The 18,644-nt window shown below is 58.7% G+C and carries 16 protein-coding genes; 14 read left to right on the top strand and 2 right to left on the bottom strand.

Annotated elements, in window-relative coordinates; genetic code table 11:
- The first annotated feature begins 187 nt into the window (after window positions 1-187).
- The 3 genes from AUC60_RS05805 (at window position 188) to AUC60_RS05815 (ending at window position 2,583) form a co-directional block, all read left to right on the top strand.
- Window positions 188-658, top strand: a complete 471-nt coding sequence (locus tag AUC60_RS05805; protein ID WP_238599519.1) for a hypothetical protein — start codon at window positions 188-190, stop codon at window positions 656-658.
- Window positions 659-1,033: 375 nt separating this feature from the next.
- A complete protein-coding gene (locus AUC60_RS05810; RefSeq protein ID WP_087265139.1) occupies window positions 1,034-1,927 on the top strand; it encodes a sensor histidine kinase in 894 nt (297 codons plus the stop codon).
- Complete coding sequence (locus AUC60_RS05815) at window positions 1,924-2,583, top strand: response regulator (RefSeq protein WP_087265140.1); 660 nt, start codon at window positions 1,924-1,926, stop codon at window positions 2,581-2,583. Before AUC60_RS05810 ends, AUC60_RS05815 begins: the two co-directional genes overlap by 4 nt.
- Here the strand turns inward: AUC60_RS05815 and yegS are convergent.
- A complete protein-coding gene (gene yegS / locus AUC60_RS05820; protein WP_087265285.1) occupies window positions 2,567-3,481 on the bottom strand; it encodes a lipid kinase YegS in 915 nt (304 codons plus the stop codon). The genes AUC60_RS05815 and yegS overlap by 17 nt on opposite strands.
- 484 nt (window positions 3,482-3,965) lie before the next feature.
- Between yegS and AUC60_RS05825 the strand changes: the two genes are divergently transcribed.
- The 11 genes from AUC60_RS05825 to AUC60_RS05875 all read left to right on the top strand — a co-directional run bounded on the left by AUC60_RS05825 (window position 3,966) and on the right by AUC60_RS05875 (window position 18,244).
- On the top strand, window positions 3,966-5,402 hold the full coding sequence (locus tag AUC60_RS05825) for an undecaprenyl-phosphate glucose phosphotransferase (RefSeq protein WP_087265141.1): 1,437 nt from the start codon (window positions 3,966-3,968) through the stop codon (window positions 5,400-5,402).
- Window positions 5,402-6,856 carry a mannose-1-phosphate guanylyltransferase/mannose-6-phosphate isomerase gene (locus AUC60_RS05830; RefSeq protein ID WP_087265142.1) on the top strand — a complete coding sequence of 485 codons (1,455 nt, stop codon included), beginning with the start codon at window positions 5,402-5,404 and terminating at the stop codon, window positions 6,854-6,856. Before AUC60_RS05825 ends, AUC60_RS05830 begins: the two co-directional genes overlap by 1 nt.
- A 118-nt stretch (window positions 6,857-6,974) precedes the next feature.
- A complete protein-coding gene (locus AUC60_RS05835) occupies window positions 6,975-7,775 on the top strand; it encodes a polysaccharide biosynthesis/export family protein (RefSeq protein ID WP_087265143.1) in 801 nt (266 codons plus the stop codon).
- A 15-nt stretch (window positions 7,776-7,790) separates the two neighbouring features.
- Window positions 7,791-9,785 (top strand): GumC family protein, encoded by a 1,995-nt coding sequence (locus AUC60_RS05840; RefSeq protein WP_087265144.1) that lies wholly within the window; start codon window positions 7,791-7,793, stop codon window positions 9,783-9,785.
- A gap of 1 nt (window position 9,786) precedes the next feature.
- Complete coding sequence (locus AUC60_RS05845; RefSeq protein ID WP_087265145.1) at window positions 9,787-10,965, top strand: glycosyltransferase; 1,179 nt, start codon at window positions 9,787-9,789, stop codon at window positions 10,963-10,965.
- A gap of 1 nt (window position 10,966) precedes the next feature.
- A complete protein-coding gene (locus tag AUC60_RS05850; RefSeq protein ID WP_087265146.1) occupies window positions 10,967-12,286 on the top strand; it encodes a cellulase family glycosylhydrolase in 1,320 nt (439 codons plus the stop codon).
- Window positions 12,287-12,289: 3 nt separating this feature from the next.
- Entirely contained in the window at window positions 12,290-13,513 is a 1,224-nt protein-coding gene (locus AUC60_RS05855) for a glycosyltransferase family 4 protein (protein WP_087265147.1), read from the top strand.
- A complete protein-coding gene (locus AUC60_RS05860; protein ID WP_087265148.1) occupies window positions 13,504-14,604 on the top strand; it encodes a glycosyltransferase family 4 protein in 1,101 nt (366 codons plus the stop codon). Before AUC60_RS05855 ends, AUC60_RS05860 begins: the two co-directional genes overlap by 10 nt.
- Window positions 14,604-16,010 (top strand): O-antigen ligase family protein, encoded by a 1,407-nt coding sequence (locus tag AUC60_RS05865; RefSeq protein ID WP_087265149.1) that lies wholly within the window; start codon window positions 14,604-14,606, stop codon window positions 16,008-16,010. The genes AUC60_RS05860 and AUC60_RS05865 overlap by 1 nt, the downstream gene beginning before the upstream one ends.
- The gene (locus tag AUC60_RS05870; RefSeq protein WP_087265150.1) at window positions 16,007-16,828 is read left to right on the top strand and encodes an acyltransferase; all 822 of its coding nucleotides are present in this window, start codon (window positions 16,007-16,009) and stop codon (window positions 16,826-16,828) included. The genes AUC60_RS05865 and AUC60_RS05870 overlap by 4 nt, the downstream gene beginning before the upstream one ends.
- Window positions 16,829-16,837: 9 nt before the next feature.
- The gene (locus AUC60_RS05875; protein WP_087265151.1) at window positions 16,838-18,244 is read left to right on the top strand and encodes a lipid II flippase MurJ; all 1,407 of its coding nucleotides are present in this window, start codon (window positions 16,838-16,840) and stop codon (window positions 18,242-18,244) included.
- Window positions 18,245-18,289: 45 nt separating this feature from the next.
- Here the strand turns inward: AUC60_RS05875 and AUC60_RS05880 are convergent, their stop codons facing one another.
- Window positions 18,290-18,637 (bottom strand): FmdB family zinc ribbon protein, encoded by a 348-nt coding sequence (locus AUC60_RS05880; RefSeq protein WP_087265152.1) that lies wholly within the window; start codon window positions 18,635-18,637, stop codon window positions 18,290-18,292.
- Window positions 18,638-18,644: the final 7 nt, after the last annotated feature.

Raw genomic sequence — 18,644 nt, forward strand, 5'->3', positions numbered from 1 at the left:
CCGCCGCAATTGTGAATTTCAGCTCGGTTCGAAGCCATCAGCGTCCAGGCGCAACATTGATCAAACGCCCTTCTTTTTCGAAACATTCGGAAGCGCCCTACAGACTTCCGTTTCACTTCCACATTAACGTTCTGCAATACGCACCGGGTACTACACTGGAGCGATCCATGACCCATGGAGATACCCCATGCTGAACGACAAAGAGTGGCAGCAGATCCACCCCGATTTTTTTGATGAGTCACAGTTACTGCTGAGCACCTGTCAGGAATGCCTCGCGCACCTGGAAATGATCAGTAATGACCAGGACGCCGTCGAGTGCCTGCTGGGTACCCTGTTCAAATTATCGGAAGCCGCCGACAACGCTCTGATCCCCTGCACTGCCGATTTCGCGCGCCAGTTGCGGAGCATGCTGAATGCTGCGTGTCCCGGTGTCCGCCTCAGCGATGATGCGCTGCAGACGCTGGAACACTGCGTCACCCTGTTGGCATGGCAACTTGAACTGATCGACCCACAGACGGGGCAACTGCCACTGGATGACACCGAGCAAAAAGAACTGCTGGACAAGCTCGCCTACACCTGTGGTTTGGAAATGCCCGAGTTCGCTCAGGAACCACCCCGGCTTCAATCCGAAGGGCAGCACGGATTAGCAGACCGCTGACTGCCCATAACGGCGTCAGCACACAGCGAAAAAACAGCACACAGATCCCAAACCAGCCCCTGCGGCTCCTCTATAAACCAAACGTGCCTGGGGCTGCTTTGCCCCACCCTCGCGGTACTGGGCGCATTGACTATCTGCCAGAAGTTATCGAAAAGCCTGCGCCGAGCCAGGGCGACTCGTTCAATCTTTAAACATTGATGTAATATCACGACCCGCAGCATTATTGACATGCTGATGATCGCGCAGAATGGTTGATGAAATACCCGAAAAACCGGTAAGAGAAGTAAAGGCGCGCAGTCTCAATGATTCGCCCGATATTGACCTGGCATCCTGATGGCAGGTTGTTCGCAGTGACCACCCGATGGCTCCATCGCTATGCATGCCCGTACCAATGTTTTCAGATTTCGGCCGCTAAGTACCAGGAACGCTCTCTGGCTGAATGCCGTTCTATGCATTGGGGCAGCAGTTGGCAATGTTGCGCTGTACCTGACTTCTGACGAATTCCCCGTTGCCCTGCTACTGCTCAATCTCGCGACCTTTGCCAGCGTCTGGCAAGCGCAGTTGCGCTATGGCCAGTCAATTCGCTTCCAGCCTCAAGAACTGGCTGACCACATGCTTCAGGTTCAGGAAACCGAACGGCATCGCCTGAGCCGCGAACTGCATGACGACATTGGCCAGATGCTCACCGCAGCGAAGCTTCAATCCGAATGGCTTAGACGTCGCTTGCCTTCGGAGCTGCTGGAGCACAGCAGGCAGCTCAACGAGACGCTCGACGAAACCCTGGCCAAGGTCCGCGATGTTTCCGCCATCCTCCATCCGCGTCAACTCACCAGCCTGGGACTTGAAGCAAGCCTGCGCGGGCATCTGCTCCGAACCCTGGCTGACAGCCAGGTGCGCTGGAGCCTGGAGTGCAAGCAGCAATTGGCGGGTATACCGGAAGAAATGAGCGTCGCGGCATTTCGCATTACCCAGGAAGCCGTGACCAATGTTCTGCGCCACGCCCAGGCAAAAAACCTGCTGGTGCGCGTACGGCGCTCGCCGCTGGGGCTGGAACTGCATATCAGCGACGACGGCCTGGGGTTTACACCTGCAGTTGACCCTGCCCTTGAGGGGCAGCGCGGCATGGCTGGCATGACTGAACGCGCAGCCCTCCTGAACGGCACGTGGACGATAAACAGTGAGCCCGGCGCTGGAACGCGCATCGATGTGCTGCTGCCCTGGACACCCCGAACTCATGAACGAGCAAATCTGAACAAGAAGGCTAGATGACCTGCACATTGCTGTTGATTGACGACCACTCTCTGATCAGGGCCGGAGTTCGCGCCTTGGTAGGCGACATTCCCGGCTATTCAGTCATTGGCGAAGCCTGCGATGGTTCGCAACTGAGCGCTCTGGCCACGGAGTTGAACCCCGACATCATCCTGCTGGATATTTCGATGAAGGATGTGGACGGGCTGGAAGCACTCAAACAGCTGAACAGCGTTCTGCCCGACAGCAAAGTGTTGATCCTCTCGATGCACAGCGATCCGACCCGGATCATGCAGGCTCTGGAGGCTGGCGCTCATGGCTACCTGCTGAAAGACGCCGCAGCCACCGAACTGGAACAGGCGCTGCAAGCCTTGAGCAATGGCGAACGTTACCTGAGCCCGGCAATCGCCCATACGGTCATCAGCCAGGCGTTGATCAGCGTTCAGGCCAGCAAAATCGAAAAACCGCAGAACCATAACCTCACGGCTCGCCAACTGGAAATCCTGCGGCTTATCGTACGCGGCAAATCCACCCGGGAAATTGCCAGCGGCCTTGGCCTGAGCATCAAGACCGTGGAAACCCACCGCGCCCAGGTCATGAAACGCCTGCAAATTCATGACGTGGCCGGGCTGGTCCTGTTTTGTGTGCGTGAAGGCATTATCAGTCTGGACGATTGAGCTGCGGTGTTTCCCCGAACAACTCAGAGCCCACCGGCAGGTGCACCTTCAAGGCTGCGTGACGCGCCGAGAATCGCAGATTCTCCCCGGACAGCGGCTCGCCATCCAGATTGATATCCAGCCCCTGCGCCGACTTGAGCTCCACCCACGGAAGCCGTGCGCGAATGAACATGTTGTCGATGCCCAGCCCGCCCTCCAGTAACCCTCTAAGTGTCCCGACCACTTCCTGAGGTGCGGGCAGGATACTGATATCCAGCAGGCCATCATCCACCAACGCTGACGGGCACAGCACATGCCCGCCACCGGCCTGACGACCATTACCAATCCCCAGGGCCAGCAAGTCCCCACTCCAGTGGAAGTCAGGTCCGCTCAATTCGCCGTAGGCCGCGCTCAGCTCACTGAAACGCGTCAGCCCGGTAAAGAGATACGCTGCGCCCCCCAACACCTTTTTAAGGTCTTCAGAGGTATTGGCAGTAACCTGGCTGCCAAAGCCACCCGTTGCCATGTTCAGGAATACCTTGCCATTGACCTCGCCCAAATCCACAGGGCGGGCGGGCACGTCAAGCAAATCCAGCGCGGCATCCGGTTCAAGCGGAACGCCTGCAGCACGAGCGAAATCATTGGCGGTACCCAACGGCATGATGGTCAGTTCAGCGTCGGTATCGGCATTCGCGATGGCTTCAGCGATATCCCGCAACGTACCGTCACCACCCCCGGCAATGATTTGCGAATGCCCGGCCGCCAGCGCTTCACTCACCAGACGCTGAGCATCACCGCCCTCCCACGTCAGGCGAACGTCGAGGTCCCAGCCTTCATTGCGCTTTCGGGTAACAGCCTCGCGAACTTCTTCGTTGAGTGCCTGTTTGCCATGCAAAATCAAAAATGCCCGCCGTGTCATTGCTACTTGCTCCCCTGAGTCGATGCGCAAGATGTTGACCTCACCGGACGGAAAAAAACCCGTTCTGATCAGATAATTTTTCAACTCACCGAAGCTGTCCTGCTGTCCCCCCGAAAACATTGGCTCGCGCGGGTGACACCCTTCAACACACGCGGCATGAAAAGGTGCCATTTCAGGGAGTTTTGAAAGGAAATCAATTCGATGCGATGGCTTTATGCAAGTCTTGAGCTTTACTCCGTTTATGCACTCATTTGAGGGTAAAACCTACCTAACGCACTGATGAGTCCTACATCACTAAAGTATTAGGCCTGTTTCCATTCTTAAGAAATGATGAGAATTAGCAGTACCTGACGTGCGAATGCCAAATAAATGGCTATATTCACCTAGCAAGTCAGAAAAGGACATTTTATTGACTTCCACTTGAAAGCGCTTCGTATCTGGATCGCGGATAAGTAGTCACGGACCGATGAAGTGAGGAAGTGTTATGCGATTGCAGCCTGTTAACAGCCTCCTGCAAACCAGAAACAGTTTGATTGTGTATTTTCTTTTCGCTATTCGCCTGGCCCACGGGATCGCCTGCATCCTCCCAGGCCTGTTGATTCTGATCTTTTCCAAGGACAGCCTTTCCGAGGTCCCGCAAAGCTATTTCGCCGTGCAACTGCTCTTCGGGCTGCTCAGCGTCCTGATCTTTCAAGCCTTGGGTATTTACTCCGAAGCCATGTTCAGTAACGCGTTCCGCTTCCGGCTGATCATCGTCGCGTGGTCGGCCGCGTTCTGCCTGCTGCTGTTCATGCATCAGACTCTGGCGTTCTTTGACTACATTACCAATGATCATCTGGTGATCTGGTACGTCTCCAGCCTGGCGCTGTTTTGCATTGAACGGCTGTGCAAACTGATGCTCTTCAAGCACCTGATGCAAAAGGGTGTGTTCCTGCAAAACGCGATCATCCTGGGGGCCACCGAAAACGGCCAGCGGCTGGCCGAGTATCTGCTGGAAAATCAGGATATCCGCTCTGGCGTCAGCGGCTTCATCGATGACCGGATCGGGCGCCTGCCCAAGACTATGGCCGGCCTGCCACTGCTGGGTAACAGTGACGATCTGGAGCGGCTGATTCGCGAAGAAAAGGTTACCCAGGTGCTGGTGGCGCTGCCCTGGTCAGCGGAAAACCGCATGGATTACATCATTCGCGAGCTGCGTCGCCTGCCGGTCAATGTGCTGCTGGTCCCGGACATGGTCGCCTTCCGTCACGCCCACAACCGCATCACAGAAGTCGCCAACTTGCCGATGTTCAACGCATCAGACGTGCCGCTTTCCGGCTGGTCGCCGCTATTCAAGCGGGTTGAGGACCTGGTGCTATCGAGCCTCGCCCTGGTGCTGTTGTCACCCGTGATGCTGGCAACCGCCATCGCCATCAAGCTGGACTCCCGCGGCCCGGTGTTCTTCTGGCAAAACCGCTATGGCTATAACAACCGCATGATCAAGGTCTGCAAGTTTCGCTCTATGTATCACCATCAGAGCGACGCGACCGCAGCGCAACAAACCACCCGGGGGGATGCCAGAGTTACCCGGGTCGGACGTTTCATCCGCAAGACCAGCCTGGATGAATTGCCTCAGCTGTTCAATGTGATTGCAGGCAGCATGTCCATGGTAGGACCGCGCCCCCATGCAACGGCCACCAAAGCGGCCGGGATTCTTTTCGAGCAAGCGGTGAAGGAGTACACGTCACGCCATCGGGTCAAGCCGGGCATTACCGGTCTGGCGCAGATCAATGGCTATCGTGGTGAGACAGACACCGTGGAAAAGATCGAAAAACGCGTGGAATTCGATCTGGAGTACATCGAAAACTGGTCCGTCTGGTTCGACATTTACATCCTTCTTCGCACTGTTCCAGCAGTGCTATTCACTCGTGAGGCTTATTGATGAGCATCCTCATCCCCTGCATTATCGCCGGCGGTGCCGGCACCCGGCTGTGGCCGGTCTCGCGCGAAGCCATGCCCAAGCCTTTCATGCGCCTTCGTGACGGCGAAAGCCTGCTGCAGAAAACATTCAACCGGGCCGTTGGCCTGCCGGATGTCGGACGCCTGCTGACGGTCACCAACCGGGAAGTGTATTTCCGCACGGTGGACGACTATCGCCAGCTCAACAAAACCAAAGTGAAACTGGATTTCATCCTCGAACCTTTCGGCCGCAATACAGCGCCAGCGCTCGCGGCGGCCGCGCTGCATGTCTCCCGGCTGTATGGCGAGGATGCGCAGTTACTGGTGCTGCCCGCCGATCATTTGATTGCTGACGTGGCCGCTTTCTCAAAGGCGGTTCAGGCCGCCAGAGTATTGGCCGATGACGGCTGGCTGGTGACGTTCGGCATTCTGCCGAGCAAGCCGGAAACCGGTTTCGGATATATCGAAAAAGGTCCGTCGCTCAACAACGACGGCTACCAGGTAGCACGCTTTGTCGAAAAACCGGATGCCGCCACTGCCCAGGCTTACCTGGATGGCGGTCTGCACCTATGGAACGCCGGTATGTTCTGCATGCGCGCCGACAGCCTCATCAAACAGTTCGCCGAACATGCACCGCAGGTTCTGGCAACGGTCAAGGCCTGCCTGGAGGTGAGCGCCAGCAAGGAAGGCAATAACGAGCTGCAAATCGAACTGGACAGTGAGTCATTCGCCAAAGCCCCGGATATTTCCGTTGACTACGCCTTGATGGAGCGCTCGCAAAAGGTCGCGGTGGTGCCTTGCGAACTGGGCTGGAACGACATCGGTTCATGGCAGGCAGTACGCGAACTGGTCCCCGCCGATGCAGCTGGCAACCAGTGCAATGGCCCGACCGTACTGCACGATGTGAGCAACTGTTACATCGATTCCAAGCGAATGGTCGGTGGCGTGGGTCTGGATGACCTGATCATCATCGACACACCGGATGCACTGCTGATCGCCGACGGCAAACGCACTCAGGACGTGAAATACATCGCTCAAGAACTCAAGCGTCAAGGTCACGATGCCTACCGCTTGCACCGTACGGTCACCCGTCCGTGGGGCACCTACACCGTGCTTGAAGAAGGCAAGCGCTTCAAGATCAAACGCATCGTCGTTCGCCCGCAAGCCTCGCTGTCGCTGCAAATGCACCACCACCGAAGCGAGCACTGGATTGTCGTCAGCGGCATGGCCAGAGTGACCAATGGCGAACGCGAATTCATGCTCGACACCAACGAATCGACGTTCATCAAGCCGGGGCACACTCATCGGCTGGTCAATCCTGGCGTGATCGATCTGGTGATGATTGAAGTACAGAGCGGCGAGTACCTGGGAGAAGACGACATCGTGCGCTTCACCGATGTTTATGGTCGGGTAGCGGCACCGCTCCCGACACCCTGACTCGCAGTGAACAACAGCGACCACGATAAACCTGCTTGTGCGGTATGCACTTTGCAACACGGATGACAGCGGTAAACCGCCTACATGATTGATTTACCCGATACGGGAGTAGTACTTCATGCAAGACAGGAGTTTGGGGGTGGTCAGAAACACGTTGCTGGTGCTGAGCCTATTGGTGGTCAGCGCCTGCAGCACCCCGGCACGCGTAGGTCTGCCAGACGACGAAGCACAGATTGAAGCCGGCAAGGCCGCCGGCCGCGCGCTTGCCGGTCAACCATTGCCACCGCAACGTGTGCGGCCTGGTGATACGTTGCGTATCGTGCGCAATACCGGGGAAGCACCGTCCATTTCGGCTTTTACAGCAAACTCCATCTACGAGCTGACCCTGTTTCAGGTGCTCAACGACGGCACGTTCAGTTATCCATACATTGGCTCCGTAAAGGCTGCCGGCATGACATTGCCGCAGTTGACCGAACACCTGCAAGGCAAGCTGCAGGACGTCTATCGTGAAACCGCGATGACCATCAACATCTCGCAATCGCCGGGCAACACCGTGTTCGTCGGCGGCGCGGTACGCAACTCGACGACCCTTCCCGCCACAGTCGCCACCACGCTGGTTCAGGCGATTGTCGGTGCCGGTGGCGTTGCCAATGACGGCGACGCGACGATGGTCGCCCTGCTTCGTCAGGAAGACAACGGCCTCTACAAGACCTACTTTTTCGACTTCAGCAAGCTGCTCTGGGCAGACAGTTCGGGGCCACGTGGCCCGGTGCTGTTACAGCGCGGCGATGTGGTGTTCGTGCCCAAGTCATCAGCGGGTGACAAGGCCGACGGCGTAAATCTGTATTTCAACCAACTGATCCCTTTTGCCAAGTCACTGGGTTTCGGCGTGAATTACAACCTGCGCAGCGAAAACTAAAGTCAGGGAAAAGACATGATCAATATTCGTTCATTGCGCGACTTGTTGCGCCTGTTCTTCATTTTCAAACATGAAGTTCGACTGACCGTCATGGTGACTTTCATCATCATCGTGCTCGGTGCCTTTCTGCTGCCCAATCGCTACGAATCCACCGCCCTGTTGCTGGTCAAACCTGGCCGCGACAGCAGCACCGTGCCGATCGAGTTTGCTGACCGTCAGGCCATCGTGATTCCCAGTGCCCAGCGCGACCCGATCCTCGATGAAGAACGCATGCTCACGGGGCGGCCCATCATGCGCACTGTTGCCGAAAAATACCTGGCCGAGATATCCAAAGCCGAGCAGGAGCAAGGTTTTCTGGCCTCGGTGAAAAACCTGCTCAAAGACACCGTGAATTCAGTCATCGGCGTGTTCCGCGGTGCATTGCAACTCATTGGGCTGGTCGAGAAGCGCTCCCCGGAGGAGCGACTGGCTGAAGACTTGTCGAAGAACTTCAAAGTCAGCCATGACCCTGGCTCAGCAGTGATGGAACTGACCTTTTCCTGGAATGACCCGCAGGTGGCCAAGGAAGTCCTGGAAACCTGGATTTCCGAATACGAGCAGCAACGTACCCGTGTACTCGGCCGCGTCAGTCTTTATCAATTCTACGAAACCGAAGTCAAAGACACACAGTCGCGGATTCTCAGTTACAAGAAGCAAATCCAGACCTACCTCAATCAGCTGGGTGCAGTGAGCATTGCCCAACGCCTGGCAGACACCTCGCAAGGCCTTAATGACCTGACCACCGAGCGCAACAACACCATGCGTTCGATTGCCTCAACCAAGGCCGGTCTCGACAAGTTGCAGGAGCAGCTCAGGCAACAATCGAAAACGGTCAGTGCCGGTCGCGAACTGAGCCTCAACCCCAACCGCCAGGATTTGCAAAACCGCATCAACGGCAAGGAAGTCGAGCGCCAGGAACTGCTGCGCTCATTCAAGGAGTCGGCACCACCGGTTCGTGCACTCAATGAAGAAATAAACAACCTGAAAAAAATCCTGAACCAGCAGGATGCAACCATTCAACGCTCAGAAAGCATCACGCCCAACCCGATCTACAACCGCATGCAAAACGTGCTGGCCGACCAACAAGCCAGCTACGCGCGTCTGCAATCGCAACTGACCCAACAAAACCTGCAATTGGCGCAGTGGGAAAAAAGCCGCCAACTGGCGTTGAATCTGGAACCGGAGATGTCCCGCCTGCAGGGTGAACTGGACGCCGCCGAGAAGAGCTTCGCCCTGTACAGCAGCAGCCTTGAAAAGGCCCGTATAGACCGTGAACTGGATCGCAGTCAGATCAGCAACATTGCCATCATTGAGCAGGCTACTTACAACCCCAGCCGGGTCTTTCCGAAAAGCTTGCTGATGCTGATTCTGGCGTTTCCGCTCAGTGTCGGCGTCGGTCTGGTTGCCCTGTACTTCTTCTACCTGCTGGATCAAAGGATTCACGACGGCGACAAGATCGAAAACCGTTTCGGGGTGCCGGTCTGGACCAGCCTTCAAGAGCTGGGCAACGCCCAGGACACGCGCAACACAGCGTTCACGGCCAGCCTGCACAGGTTGTACGGGACACTGCCATTGCGTCAGGTCGCCGAAAAAGGACTGGCGCTGGGCTTCACCTCATCTCACGAGGGCGAAGGTGTCAGCTTTGTCATCGGCCACCTTGCCAGCCTGCTAAAAGAACACGGCTACACAGTGCGCACCGCTGGCCCCGGCCCCGCAGCGCCGGGTGAGATCGTGCTGATTGATGCTTCAAGCATTTTCAGCAATCAGGATGCGTTTGCCTTACTGCGTGATTCCGACCTGATCTTGCTGATCGTCAAAGCCGAAGAAACCACAGTGCCGATGCTGGAAAACGTGCTGGCAACGCTACACACCGCGTTCAAGAAAGTTGACGGCATCATCATCAACCGTCGCCGTTACAAAGTGCCGAAACGCGTGATGGATTACCTCAAGCGCTTCCAGAACCGAGGCTGACATGCACATTGCCCTACTCGCGCCACTCCCGCCCGAGCAGAACGGTATTGCCGACTACGCCGGGCACCTCAAGCAGGCGCTGGAGCAGCTCGGCGTACAGGTCAGCACACCGCTGGCGGGCGTCGGCAACGACCAGGTGCGCGCCGTCCAGCGCGTGGCTGAAACCGATTGGCAAGGCATTGACCTGGTGCACGCCGAAATCGGTGGCGGACGACTCGCGGAGTTTCATGCCCTGCGCGCCTTGCGCCAGCGCTTCGCGCAGTTACCGTTGACGGCGACAGTGCATGATCCGGAGCGCTTGGTATGGCGACGGGCCAGGCTGCCATGGCCGCTGTCCATGGCCAGTTCGCTGCCCTCGCCTCTGCCGGAAATCGCTACAGTGGTTGCCGACCCGTTGTGCCTGTACGAAGAGCGGCAACTGGCGCGCAGCATGACCCGGTTGATAACGCTGACCCAGGCAGGTGGCGTTGCCTTGCGCCAGCGCATGGGTTTGCGCGAGGAGCAAATGGCGGTGATTGCCCATGGCAACCTGCCGATCCCGCCCGCGCCGCTACCGCCATTGCAACCGATGCGCTTGCTGTACTTCGGTTTTATTTATCGCGGTAAAGGTATTGAAGACCTGCTGGATGCGCTGGCTGCCCTCTTCACCCGTCAACCGCAACTGCGCTCACGGGTGCGCCTGACGCTGGCGGGCGGCAGTGAGCCGGAAATGGCCTTCGGTCCTTCCGGCAGTTATCTGGACCAACTGCGGCTGCGCATTCAGCAACTCGGGCTGACCGATTTGATCGATTGGGATCTGGACCTGCCGGCCAACGCCATTGCCGAAGTCATTCAGGCCCATCACGTCATGGTTCTGCCTTACCGCGAGTCCAGCAAGCTGAAACTACTCGGCAAGTTGCGCGGCACGAGCGGTGCTTTGTCCTGGGCGGTGGCCTGTGGCCGTGGCGTGATTACTTCCGATGCGCGCTCCTTCGCGGAAGAGGTTTCCCACGGCAACGGCATGATTTTTCCTCAGGGCAATGTCGAGGCCCTGAGCACCGCATTGAATGAAGTCTGCGCGGTGCCGGAACGGGCTAAGCAATGGGCTGCGCAGGCCAGTGTACTCGGCCAACAGCGAGTCTGGAGCCAGACCGCCGAACGCTTCCGCCAGCTCTTCCAACAGGCATGCGAGGCCAACTGAGATGAAATCTGCAGCGGGTTTGTGGTTGGCCGGAGTTCTGGCCTGTTCAGCGCTGGTGTCTGATCTGATCCCTGAGGTACAGGCTGCAACCGTCCTGCGCGCGCCGCGTGCAGTGGTCTGGCAGGACTTTCTGGGGGTCAACGCGCAGTTCCAGTATTTTTCACCGGCCATGTACCAGCAGCAGATGGATCAGCTAGACGCGCTGGGCCTGAATTGGGTGCGCCTGACCATTCACTGGCCGATCATCGAGCCGGAGCAGAACCAGTTCGACCTGGTTGATCTGGATGGCGCAATGGCGACCATGAACGCTCACCACTACAACATTCTTGCGTATATGGTCGGTTCAGCACCTTATGCCAGCAGCGCTCCCGAGGGCGTAGCCAGCCGCGATCAGTACCCACCCCGGGATTTCAACCTGTTTGCAGCGCGCATGGCCGCCCTCGCCAAGCGCTATCCACAAGTCAATAACTGGCAAGTCTGGAACGAGCCGAACATTGTCTGGCTTCCCAAGGAAGACCCGGCTGCTTACGACACGCTGTTGACGACCACCGCCAAGGCGATCCGCGATGCCGAGCCGGACAAGACCATCGTCACTGCGGGCATGGCCTATTACAGCCAGATGCACAGCACCCCCGGTTACATGCTGCAAACCCTGCTGGACCGCGGTTTGGGCACACGCGACATCGTCGCCGCGTATCACCCGTACTCCGAATACCCGGAAGGCGACTCACCGCCAGACCGGGATTTCCTGGTCAAAGCCAACGCCATGAATAAGCTGCTGCGCAGCAACGGCGTGAAGCAAGTCTGGGCGACTGAATGGGGCTGGTCCAGCTACAACGGGCCGGTAGAAATGCAAGCTATCATCGGCCAGCAGGGTCAGGCCGATTACACCCTGCGCCGCCTGGCACTGATGAGTGCGCTGGATTACCAACGGATTTTTCTGTTCAACCTGAGTGATCTCGACGAACGCGCCAGTGCCCGCGATCAGGCTTACGGCTTGCTTGATCTGCAGGGTAATCCGAAGCCGGTCTATACCGCCCTGAAGAACTTTCTGAGCATCACCGGTCCGCGCCTTGAACCAGCCGACCCGCCTGGCGTCAGCGCGGTACCCAGCGATCTATTCGCCGTGCCCTGGACCCGCAGCGACGGCAAACGCTTGCTGATGTTCTGGAGTGCCACGGGCACTACGCTGAATTTCCCCGCGATCAAATCAGCGGTACTTCACGACCCCTTGAGCGGCACCCGCACTGAACTGAGCAATGCCCAAGGCGTCAGCCTGGCCCTCAAGCCGACCCTGCAAATTCTGGAATGGAAACCCTGAGCGATGCGAATTCTCTGGACACTACCCTACCTGCCCTGGCCCACCACCAGTGGCGGCAAAACCCGGGAATACCACCTGTTGCGCAACCTTGCCGCCCGTGGCCACCAGATCACGTTGCTGGTGCAATCCAAAACGGACGTGGATCAAAGCACTCGGGACGCGCTGGAACCCTGGCTGGAACGCTTGATCGTGCTGCCGCGCCGCCCACTCAAAAGTGCCAAAACGCTCATGGCTATCGCCGTGGCTCCCGCGCCCATGCTGGCCTGTATCAACGGCTATGCGCCGCGCCTGAGCGAGGTGTTCGAGGGGCTGCTTGAAGAGACATGGGACGTGATCCAGCTTCAGCACACCTACGGTTTCGAGCCGTTCGAGAAGCCATTGAAGGAATCGGGCAAACCGTTTGTGATGACCGAACACAACGTTGAATCGGCGATGGGTGCCACCAGCTACGACCGTTTGCCACGCTGGGCAGGCCTGTTTGCGAGCTACGACCGCTGGCGCTATCGGCATTGGGAAAGCCGGGTGTTCCGCCAGGCCGATCAGTTGATCGCCGTAACGGAAGACGATGCCAAGGAAATTTCCCGACTCAGCGGCAAAGCCACGGCCGTGGTCGTCAACAGCGTCGATTGCGGCTACTACGCCCAGGTTCAGCCTGATCCGTACAGTAACCGTCTGCTGTTCATCGGCAACTACGAATACGGCCCCAACGTCGATGCGATCGAATGGGCACTCAATGAAATCTTGCCGAAAGTCTGGCAGCACGCACCCACCCTGCGCTTCGTGATCTGCGGTTTCGCCTTGCCCGCCTCGTGGCGCGAACGCTGGCCCGATCCACGCATCGAGTTTCAGGGTTTCGTCCCGGATCTGCGCGCATTGCAGAACAACACCGCGATATTTTTCGCCCCGCTGCGTCAGGGCGGCGGTTCCAAGCTCAAAGTACTGGAAGCCATGGCCGCCGGTTTGCCGGTCGTTACCACCGAACAGGGCAGCTCGGGACTTGCAGTGGTCAACGGCGAGCACTATCTGGGCAGCGAAGACCCGCAGGAGCTGGCACGGATCATCACTGAAGTCATTGAACAGCCGGCACGCCTGGCGCAAATCGGCGAAGCCGGACGCAAGTACGTGCAGACCCATCACGACTGGTCAGTCTCTGCCGCTCAGCTGGAGCGGATTTACACTCGACTGACACCCGCAAACGCCAAACAGGAGCCGCGCCCATGCGTATAGGACTCGATTACCGTCCGGCGACCGGCTACCCCAACAGCGGCATCGGTCGACAGAACATTGCTCTCGAAGATGCTGCGCGCGCCAACCCCAACACCCAGGTGCAGTTGTTCAGCGTGGCCCCTTTCGATCATCCGATCCGCCGCCTTGCCTACTGTCCGCGCTGGTCTACGCCCCTCAATGGCATCCATCGGCTGCCTGAACGCTTGCGTTTTGAAGGTTTATTTTTGCCCAAAGCCCTGCGCGACGCTGAAGTGCAGGTGTACATCTGCAACATGAACATGGGCCTGCCATTGGGCCGTAAACCCGAGGGCATGCGTTACGTGTTGCAATTGCAGGACCTGTTTCAACTGACGCTGAAAAACAGCCACGGTTCGCAACTCAAGGCGCGGATTTACGGCATCACCGATCGCCTGTCCATTGCCCACTCATTAAAAGTCGCGGATCGCATCTGGACGCCGTCGCAATTCACCGCAGACGAGTGCATCCGGCTGTTTCCCGAAACCCGCGACAAATTGCGAGTGCTGCCCGCACTGGTCAGCGGCTGGAGCGATGCGCCTTCGGACCTGCAAGGCTGGACGCTGCCGGAGCGCTACTGGCTGTGCGTCGGCACGCGCGAACCACGCAAGAACATGGGATGGTTCATCGATGCCTGGCAAAGTGCCCGGCGGCAGTTCGACAACGTGCCGGACCTGATCCTGATCGGCGCCCCGGAACACTTGCCTCCAGCCCAGCAAGCGCTGCCCGGCCTGCATTTTTTGAGTGACATCACTGATGCTGAACTGCACGCTATTTACGCGCGAGCCGACCGCATGTGGCAGCCCTCCTATGCCGAAGGTTTTGGCCTGCCGGTGGTGGAAGCGCTGGGTGTCGGCACGCCCGTTGCCGTTGCCAGCGGTTCCTCGCTGGATGAGATCACCCCACCCGGTAGCCCACGCTTCTCGCCAACCGACACGGGCGCATTGATCACACTCATGGGCGAACTGGCCAATGCCGAAAAGGAAAACCCTGAAGTACTCAAAACCTGGGCCGCGGGCTACGGCCCTGAAGCGTTCAACCGACGCTTCGATGAGCTGATCGAGGAGTTGCGCTGATGCCATTGGCAATGCCCGTCGGCTTGCTCTTCGGTCTGCTGTTCGGCGCGATGTTCTGGCTGTTACCGGCGTTCAAGGTGCTGGCAGCGATGATTGGCGTGGTCGCCATCGCCACGGTGATTCGTCGGCCATTGCGGGGCCTGTTGCTGTTTGGCGTACTGGCTACGTTCCTGCCTTACTCCACGGTGAATGTCGGCATCCGTACCACGGTGTCCGAAGCGCTGCTGATGCTGGTATGGGCCGCGTATCTGGCGCACCGGATGTTCACCAACCCGCCGCAACTGCCACCGCTGCTGCGTACCGAACGCCTGCTGATTGCGCTGATGCTGTACAGCGCGCTGCCGTTCATTGTCGGGCAACTGACCATTACGGCATTGGGTAACGGACCGATCAACTGGGTGCGCTGGCTGTTCAACCTGTCGGCACTGTTCCTGGTGCCGCGTTTACTGGATCAGCAGAAATACCGCGAGCAGATGATTTGCGCCCTGTTGCTCGGCACGCTTTTGCTGCTGTTACTGTCGATCCCGGTGTTCCTGAAAGCCCGCACTGCCGTCGCCATGATTCCGATCCTTGGCACCCTTGGTTATGGCGGTGTCGACGTGCTGAATGACAGCCTGCTCTCGCTGGCCGATCGCATGGGTACACCGTGGATGCACCCCAACGTGGCGGGAGGTGCCATGGCACTAATAGTGCCGCTGGGATTCTGCATCGGCATGACCCGCAGCGGCTGGCCGAAGTCTTTGGGGTTTGCCGTGGCGATTCTGGGCAGCATCGGCCTGTTGCTGACGGGCTCGCGGGGCGCGTTGGTCAGCCTGGCCCTGGTGATGATGTGGATGGCGCGTAAACGGGTGCCTTTCATTGGTCGTGTGCTGATGGGCGGTGCTGTCGCCGGGGCACTGCTGTTGATGTTTTACCCGCCGTTGCAGGAACGGATTTTCACCCTGTTCACCAACGACGACACCAGTATCGCCATTCGCTTTCTGGAGTACAGCCACTTCCCTGACGCCATGGCCAAATTCCCCATGGGTATTGGCTTCAAGATCGACCCGCCAGTACCCGGTGCAACGCTGTTCGGGATCTCCAACCTGTGGCTGAACTTCATCTACAAGACGGGCATCCCAGGCATGCTGCTGTTTATTGCGGTAACGGCCAGTTGGTGGCGTGAAACCCGCCCAGAAGAGGGTTTCATCACCCTCACTCATGACAATGCCATCTGGCTCGGCACCACCACCGGCTTGCTGGCCGCGTTGACCAGCGGCCTGTTCGACCACTACTTCAGTTTTACCAGCGTACTGATCGCCGTGTTCTGGCTGATGCTGGGCATCAATCTGCATGAAGCCAAACGCTTGAAAAGCCAGGCGGCCCTCGTTCAACAAGTCTTACCGGAGCAGGAATCCAAATCATGAAACACCGTCTGATGCACTCCCACGACCTGCACCTGGCCTTGCCTGAATACGCGCGCAAAATGGGCGTAGAGCTCGAAGAACTGCAAAGCGCATATCAATGGATGCTCAGTCACGACGTGTGCTTTGAAACCACTATCAAAGGTCGCACGCTGTCGTTCATCAGCTACCTGAATATCGAGCCGCACATCGAACATCCGCTGGCCAGGCGCTTCTATCGCTTGCTGGCCAGTGAAATGAAAGGCGCGTTGATTCCGCTGTACGGCATCAATTGGCCGACCCTGCGCGACCGCATGCTGCGCACTTGGGAGCAGGCCTACAACATTCTGATCTGCAAGATCCCCAGCCACACCCTGCGCCTGGCCTGGCTACGACTTGGCGGGGCGAAAATCGGCAAGGGTTCGAGCGTCTGGCGCAATACCGAAATCCTTGGCGTCGACAGCTTGCGCATCGGTGACGACACCACCATCGGCTGGCACTGCCAACTGGATGCCCGCGGCGGACTGATCATTGGCGATCATGTAACGGTGGCCTCTCACGTGCTGATCATCGCCGGCGGGCACGACCTGCAAGCACCGGAGTTCTGGGCTGTCGGCGGACCGGTCTACATCCATGACTACGCCTGGATCTGCAGCCGCGCCCTGCTCTCTTTCGGCGCTGAAATCGGTGAGGGTGCAGTCGTGGGCGGCGCTGCCGTGGTCTCCAAACCCATCCCGCCCTACGCCATCGTCAGTGGCCCGAACGCCGAAATCAAAGGCGAGCGCGCCCGTGGCCTCAACTACAAAGTGGGCGGCAAAGGCCTGTTCGCTTTGTTCCATTAAGGCTGACGCATGCTGGGTTCAACACTCTGGCTGACGTTCGCCACGCTGACCGGTCTGGCAGCCGGTTTTGCCCGTGAGTGGCTGCTGGTCGCTGCCTGGGGTGCAGGCGCGCGAAGCGACGCATTTCTGGTCTCGATGTTTCTTCCAGAAGCGCTGCGCATGGCCTTGGCGGCCGGATTGTTGAGCGCCGCTGCATTGCCGTTGTATCAACAGCGTGAACTGCCCGCCCAGCAACGCTGGCTGAATGCCTTGGCACCGCGGCTGTTGCTGTGTGGTTTGGCGCTGGCGTTGTTGTTGAGTCTTGGCGCACCGCTGTGGGTGCGGGGCGTCGGGCCTGGGCTGGATGACAGTGGTTACGCGCTGGCGGGCAGCAGCCTGCAATGGCTGGCGTGGTGCGCACCGGGTTTTCTGTTACATGCGTTGTTGTGTGTGCCGTTGCAGGCACGCTCGCGTTTCGTCATGGCCGGGTTGGGCTCGTTGTTGTTCAACCTGCCGCCGGTGATCTACCTCGCCGTCGCCAGTCATGCAGCCACACCGGTCGGCCTGGCATTGTCTTGCGTGCTAGGCAGTTTACTGATGCCCGGCACGCTGCTTCCAACGCTGTACCGAATGGGCTGGAAACCTTTTCAGTGGCAGGCCGAACCGGGCGTTGGCCGGGAGCTGCTGCAACGCATCGGCCCACTGTTGAGCAGCAACCTCGCCAGCCAGGGCCTGGCTTTGCTGGAAAGGATGGTCGCCTCGTTACTGGGCGAAGGCGCGGTGACCTGGATCAACCTGGCGCGCAAGCTGATCAACCTGCCGTTGATTGCTCTGATGAGTCTCAACCAGGTGTTGCTGGGTTTGATGAGCGGCAGCGCCGCCAATCAGCGTCTGGTACTGCTGCGCAAGGGCCTGAGCAGCGCCACCTTGCTGACCCTGCCCGCCATCGCCGGTCTGATCGGCGCGTCGGGTGCGCTGGTGGTTTTACTTCTGCCAACCCTCGCCCATGACGGGCCGTTGCCGGAGCTGCTTGCCTGGTTCGCCGTGCCCCTCATGTTCGGTGCCTGGAATGCCTTGCTTGCGCGTTACGCCTACGCGGCCGGCGATACCCGAATGCCGTTGAACTGCGAGTTGATCGGCAACCTGTGTAATGCCCTGCTGCTGGGTGCTCTGCCGTTTTTCCTCGGTCTGATCGGCATCGCCATCGCGGCGCTGATCGGGGCGATCATCACCGGCCTGCTGCTGATGCGCCGCCAACAACTGCTGACCTTTGTACCCTGGCAAAGTCAGTGGGCACTGGGCGCGGTTGCCATGCTGATCGCGGCGCTGGTGCTGCATCCGATCAGCGACACCTGGCTGCAATTGGGGTTGAGTTGTGCGTATGGGGCGGTGTTGTTGGTTGGACTGGCGTTGTGGCTGAGGCCTTGGCGCAGTTGATCCTGTTGACTTGATGCTTATGTGGGAGCCAGCCAGTGATTAGCGTCAATGACTGATCATCCACGGCCGCCCCGCCGCCTTGCCTTTCAGCGCGTGGGGGTTGGCTTTGGTGGGCACAACAGGTTTGCTCGGCCCGCAGCAACTGCAGCCACTGGGGTGGCGTTTGCTGTCTTGATACTCGGCAACTGTTTTCGGGGCGTTGGCGCTGCGTTCGTTGGTCTCGATAGCGCGGCGTTTGTTGCCTGATACCGTGCTCAAACCCGGCGCAGACAAAATCACCCGCATGCTTGATGCGCCACATTCAGGGCAGGCGCATGGCGCACCGCTCTCAGCCATGGGCTTGAGCGCCGTGAAATCCCCACAGCGGGGGCAATCGAATTCGTATAGGGGCATTAGGCAA

Origin of the sequence: Pseudomonas caspiana, assembly GCF_002158995.1 — a bacterium.
Classification (GTDB): domain Bacteria; phylum Pseudomonadota; class Gammaproteobacteria; order Pseudomonadales; family Pseudomonadaceae; genus Aquipseudomonas; species Aquipseudomonas caspiana.

Bases quoted from the DNA above. Each gene is read 5' to 3' on its own strand.
- AUC60_RS05805 (WP_238599519.1), top strand. From the start codon at position 188: ATGCTGAACGACAAAGAGTGGCAGCAGATCCACCCCGATTTTTTTGAT.
- AUC60_RS05810 (WP_087265139.1), top strand. From the start codon at position 1,034: ATGCATGCCCGTACCAATGTTTTCAGATTTCGGCCGCTAAGTACCAGG.
- AUC60_RS05815 (WP_087265140.1), top strand. From the start codon at position 1,924: ATGACCTGCACATTGCTGTTGATTGACGACCACTCTCTGATCAGGGCC.
- yegS (WP_087265285.1), bottom strand. From the start codon at position 3,481: ATGACACGGCGGGCATTTTTGATTTTGCATGGCAAACAGGCACTCAAC.
- AUC60_RS05825 (WP_087265141.1), top strand. From the start codon at position 3,966: ATGCGATTGCAGCCTGTTAACAGCCTCCTGCAAACCAGAAACAGTTTG.
- AUC60_RS05830 (WP_087265142.1), top strand. From the start codon at position 5,402: ATGAGCATCCTCATCCCCTGCATTATCGCCGGCGGTGCCGGCACCCGG.
- AUC60_RS05835 (WP_087265143.1), top strand. From the start codon at position 6,975: ATGCAAGACAGGAGTTTGGGGGTGGTCAGAAACACGTTGCTGGTGCTG.
- AUC60_RS05840 (WP_087265144.1), top strand. From the start codon at position 7,791: ATGATCAATATTCGTTCATTGCGCGACTTGTTGCGCCTGTTCTTCATT.
- AUC60_RS05845 (WP_087265145.1), top strand. From the start codon at position 9,787: ATGCACATTGCCCTACTCGCGCCACTCCCGCCCGAGCAGAACGGTATT.
- AUC60_RS05850 (WP_087265146.1), top strand. From the start codon at position 10,967: ATGAAATCTGCAGCGGGTTTGTGGTTGGCCGGAGTTCTGGCCTGTTCA.
- AUC60_RS05855 (WP_087265147.1), top strand. From the start codon at position 12,290: ATGCGAATTCTCTGGACACTACCCTACCTGCCCTGGCCCACCACCAGT.
- AUC60_RS05860 (WP_087265148.1), top strand. From the start codon at position 13,504: ATGCGTATAGGACTCGATTACCGTCCGGCGACCGGCTACCCCAACAGC.
- AUC60_RS05865 (WP_087265149.1), top strand. From the start codon at position 14,604: ATGCCATTGGCAATGCCCGTCGGCTTGCTCTTCGGTCTGCTGTTCGGC.
- AUC60_RS05870 (WP_087265150.1), top strand. From the start codon at position 16,007: ATGAAACACCGTCTGATGCACTCCCACGACCTGCACCTGGCCTTGCCT.
- AUC60_RS05875 (WP_087265151.1), top strand. From the start codon at position 16,838: ATGCTGGGTTCAACACTCTGGCTGACGTTCGCCACGCTGACCGGTCTG.
- AUC60_RS05880 (WP_087265152.1), bottom strand. From the start codon at position 18,637: ATGCCCCTATACGAATTCGATTGCCCCCGCTGTGGGGATTTCACGGCG.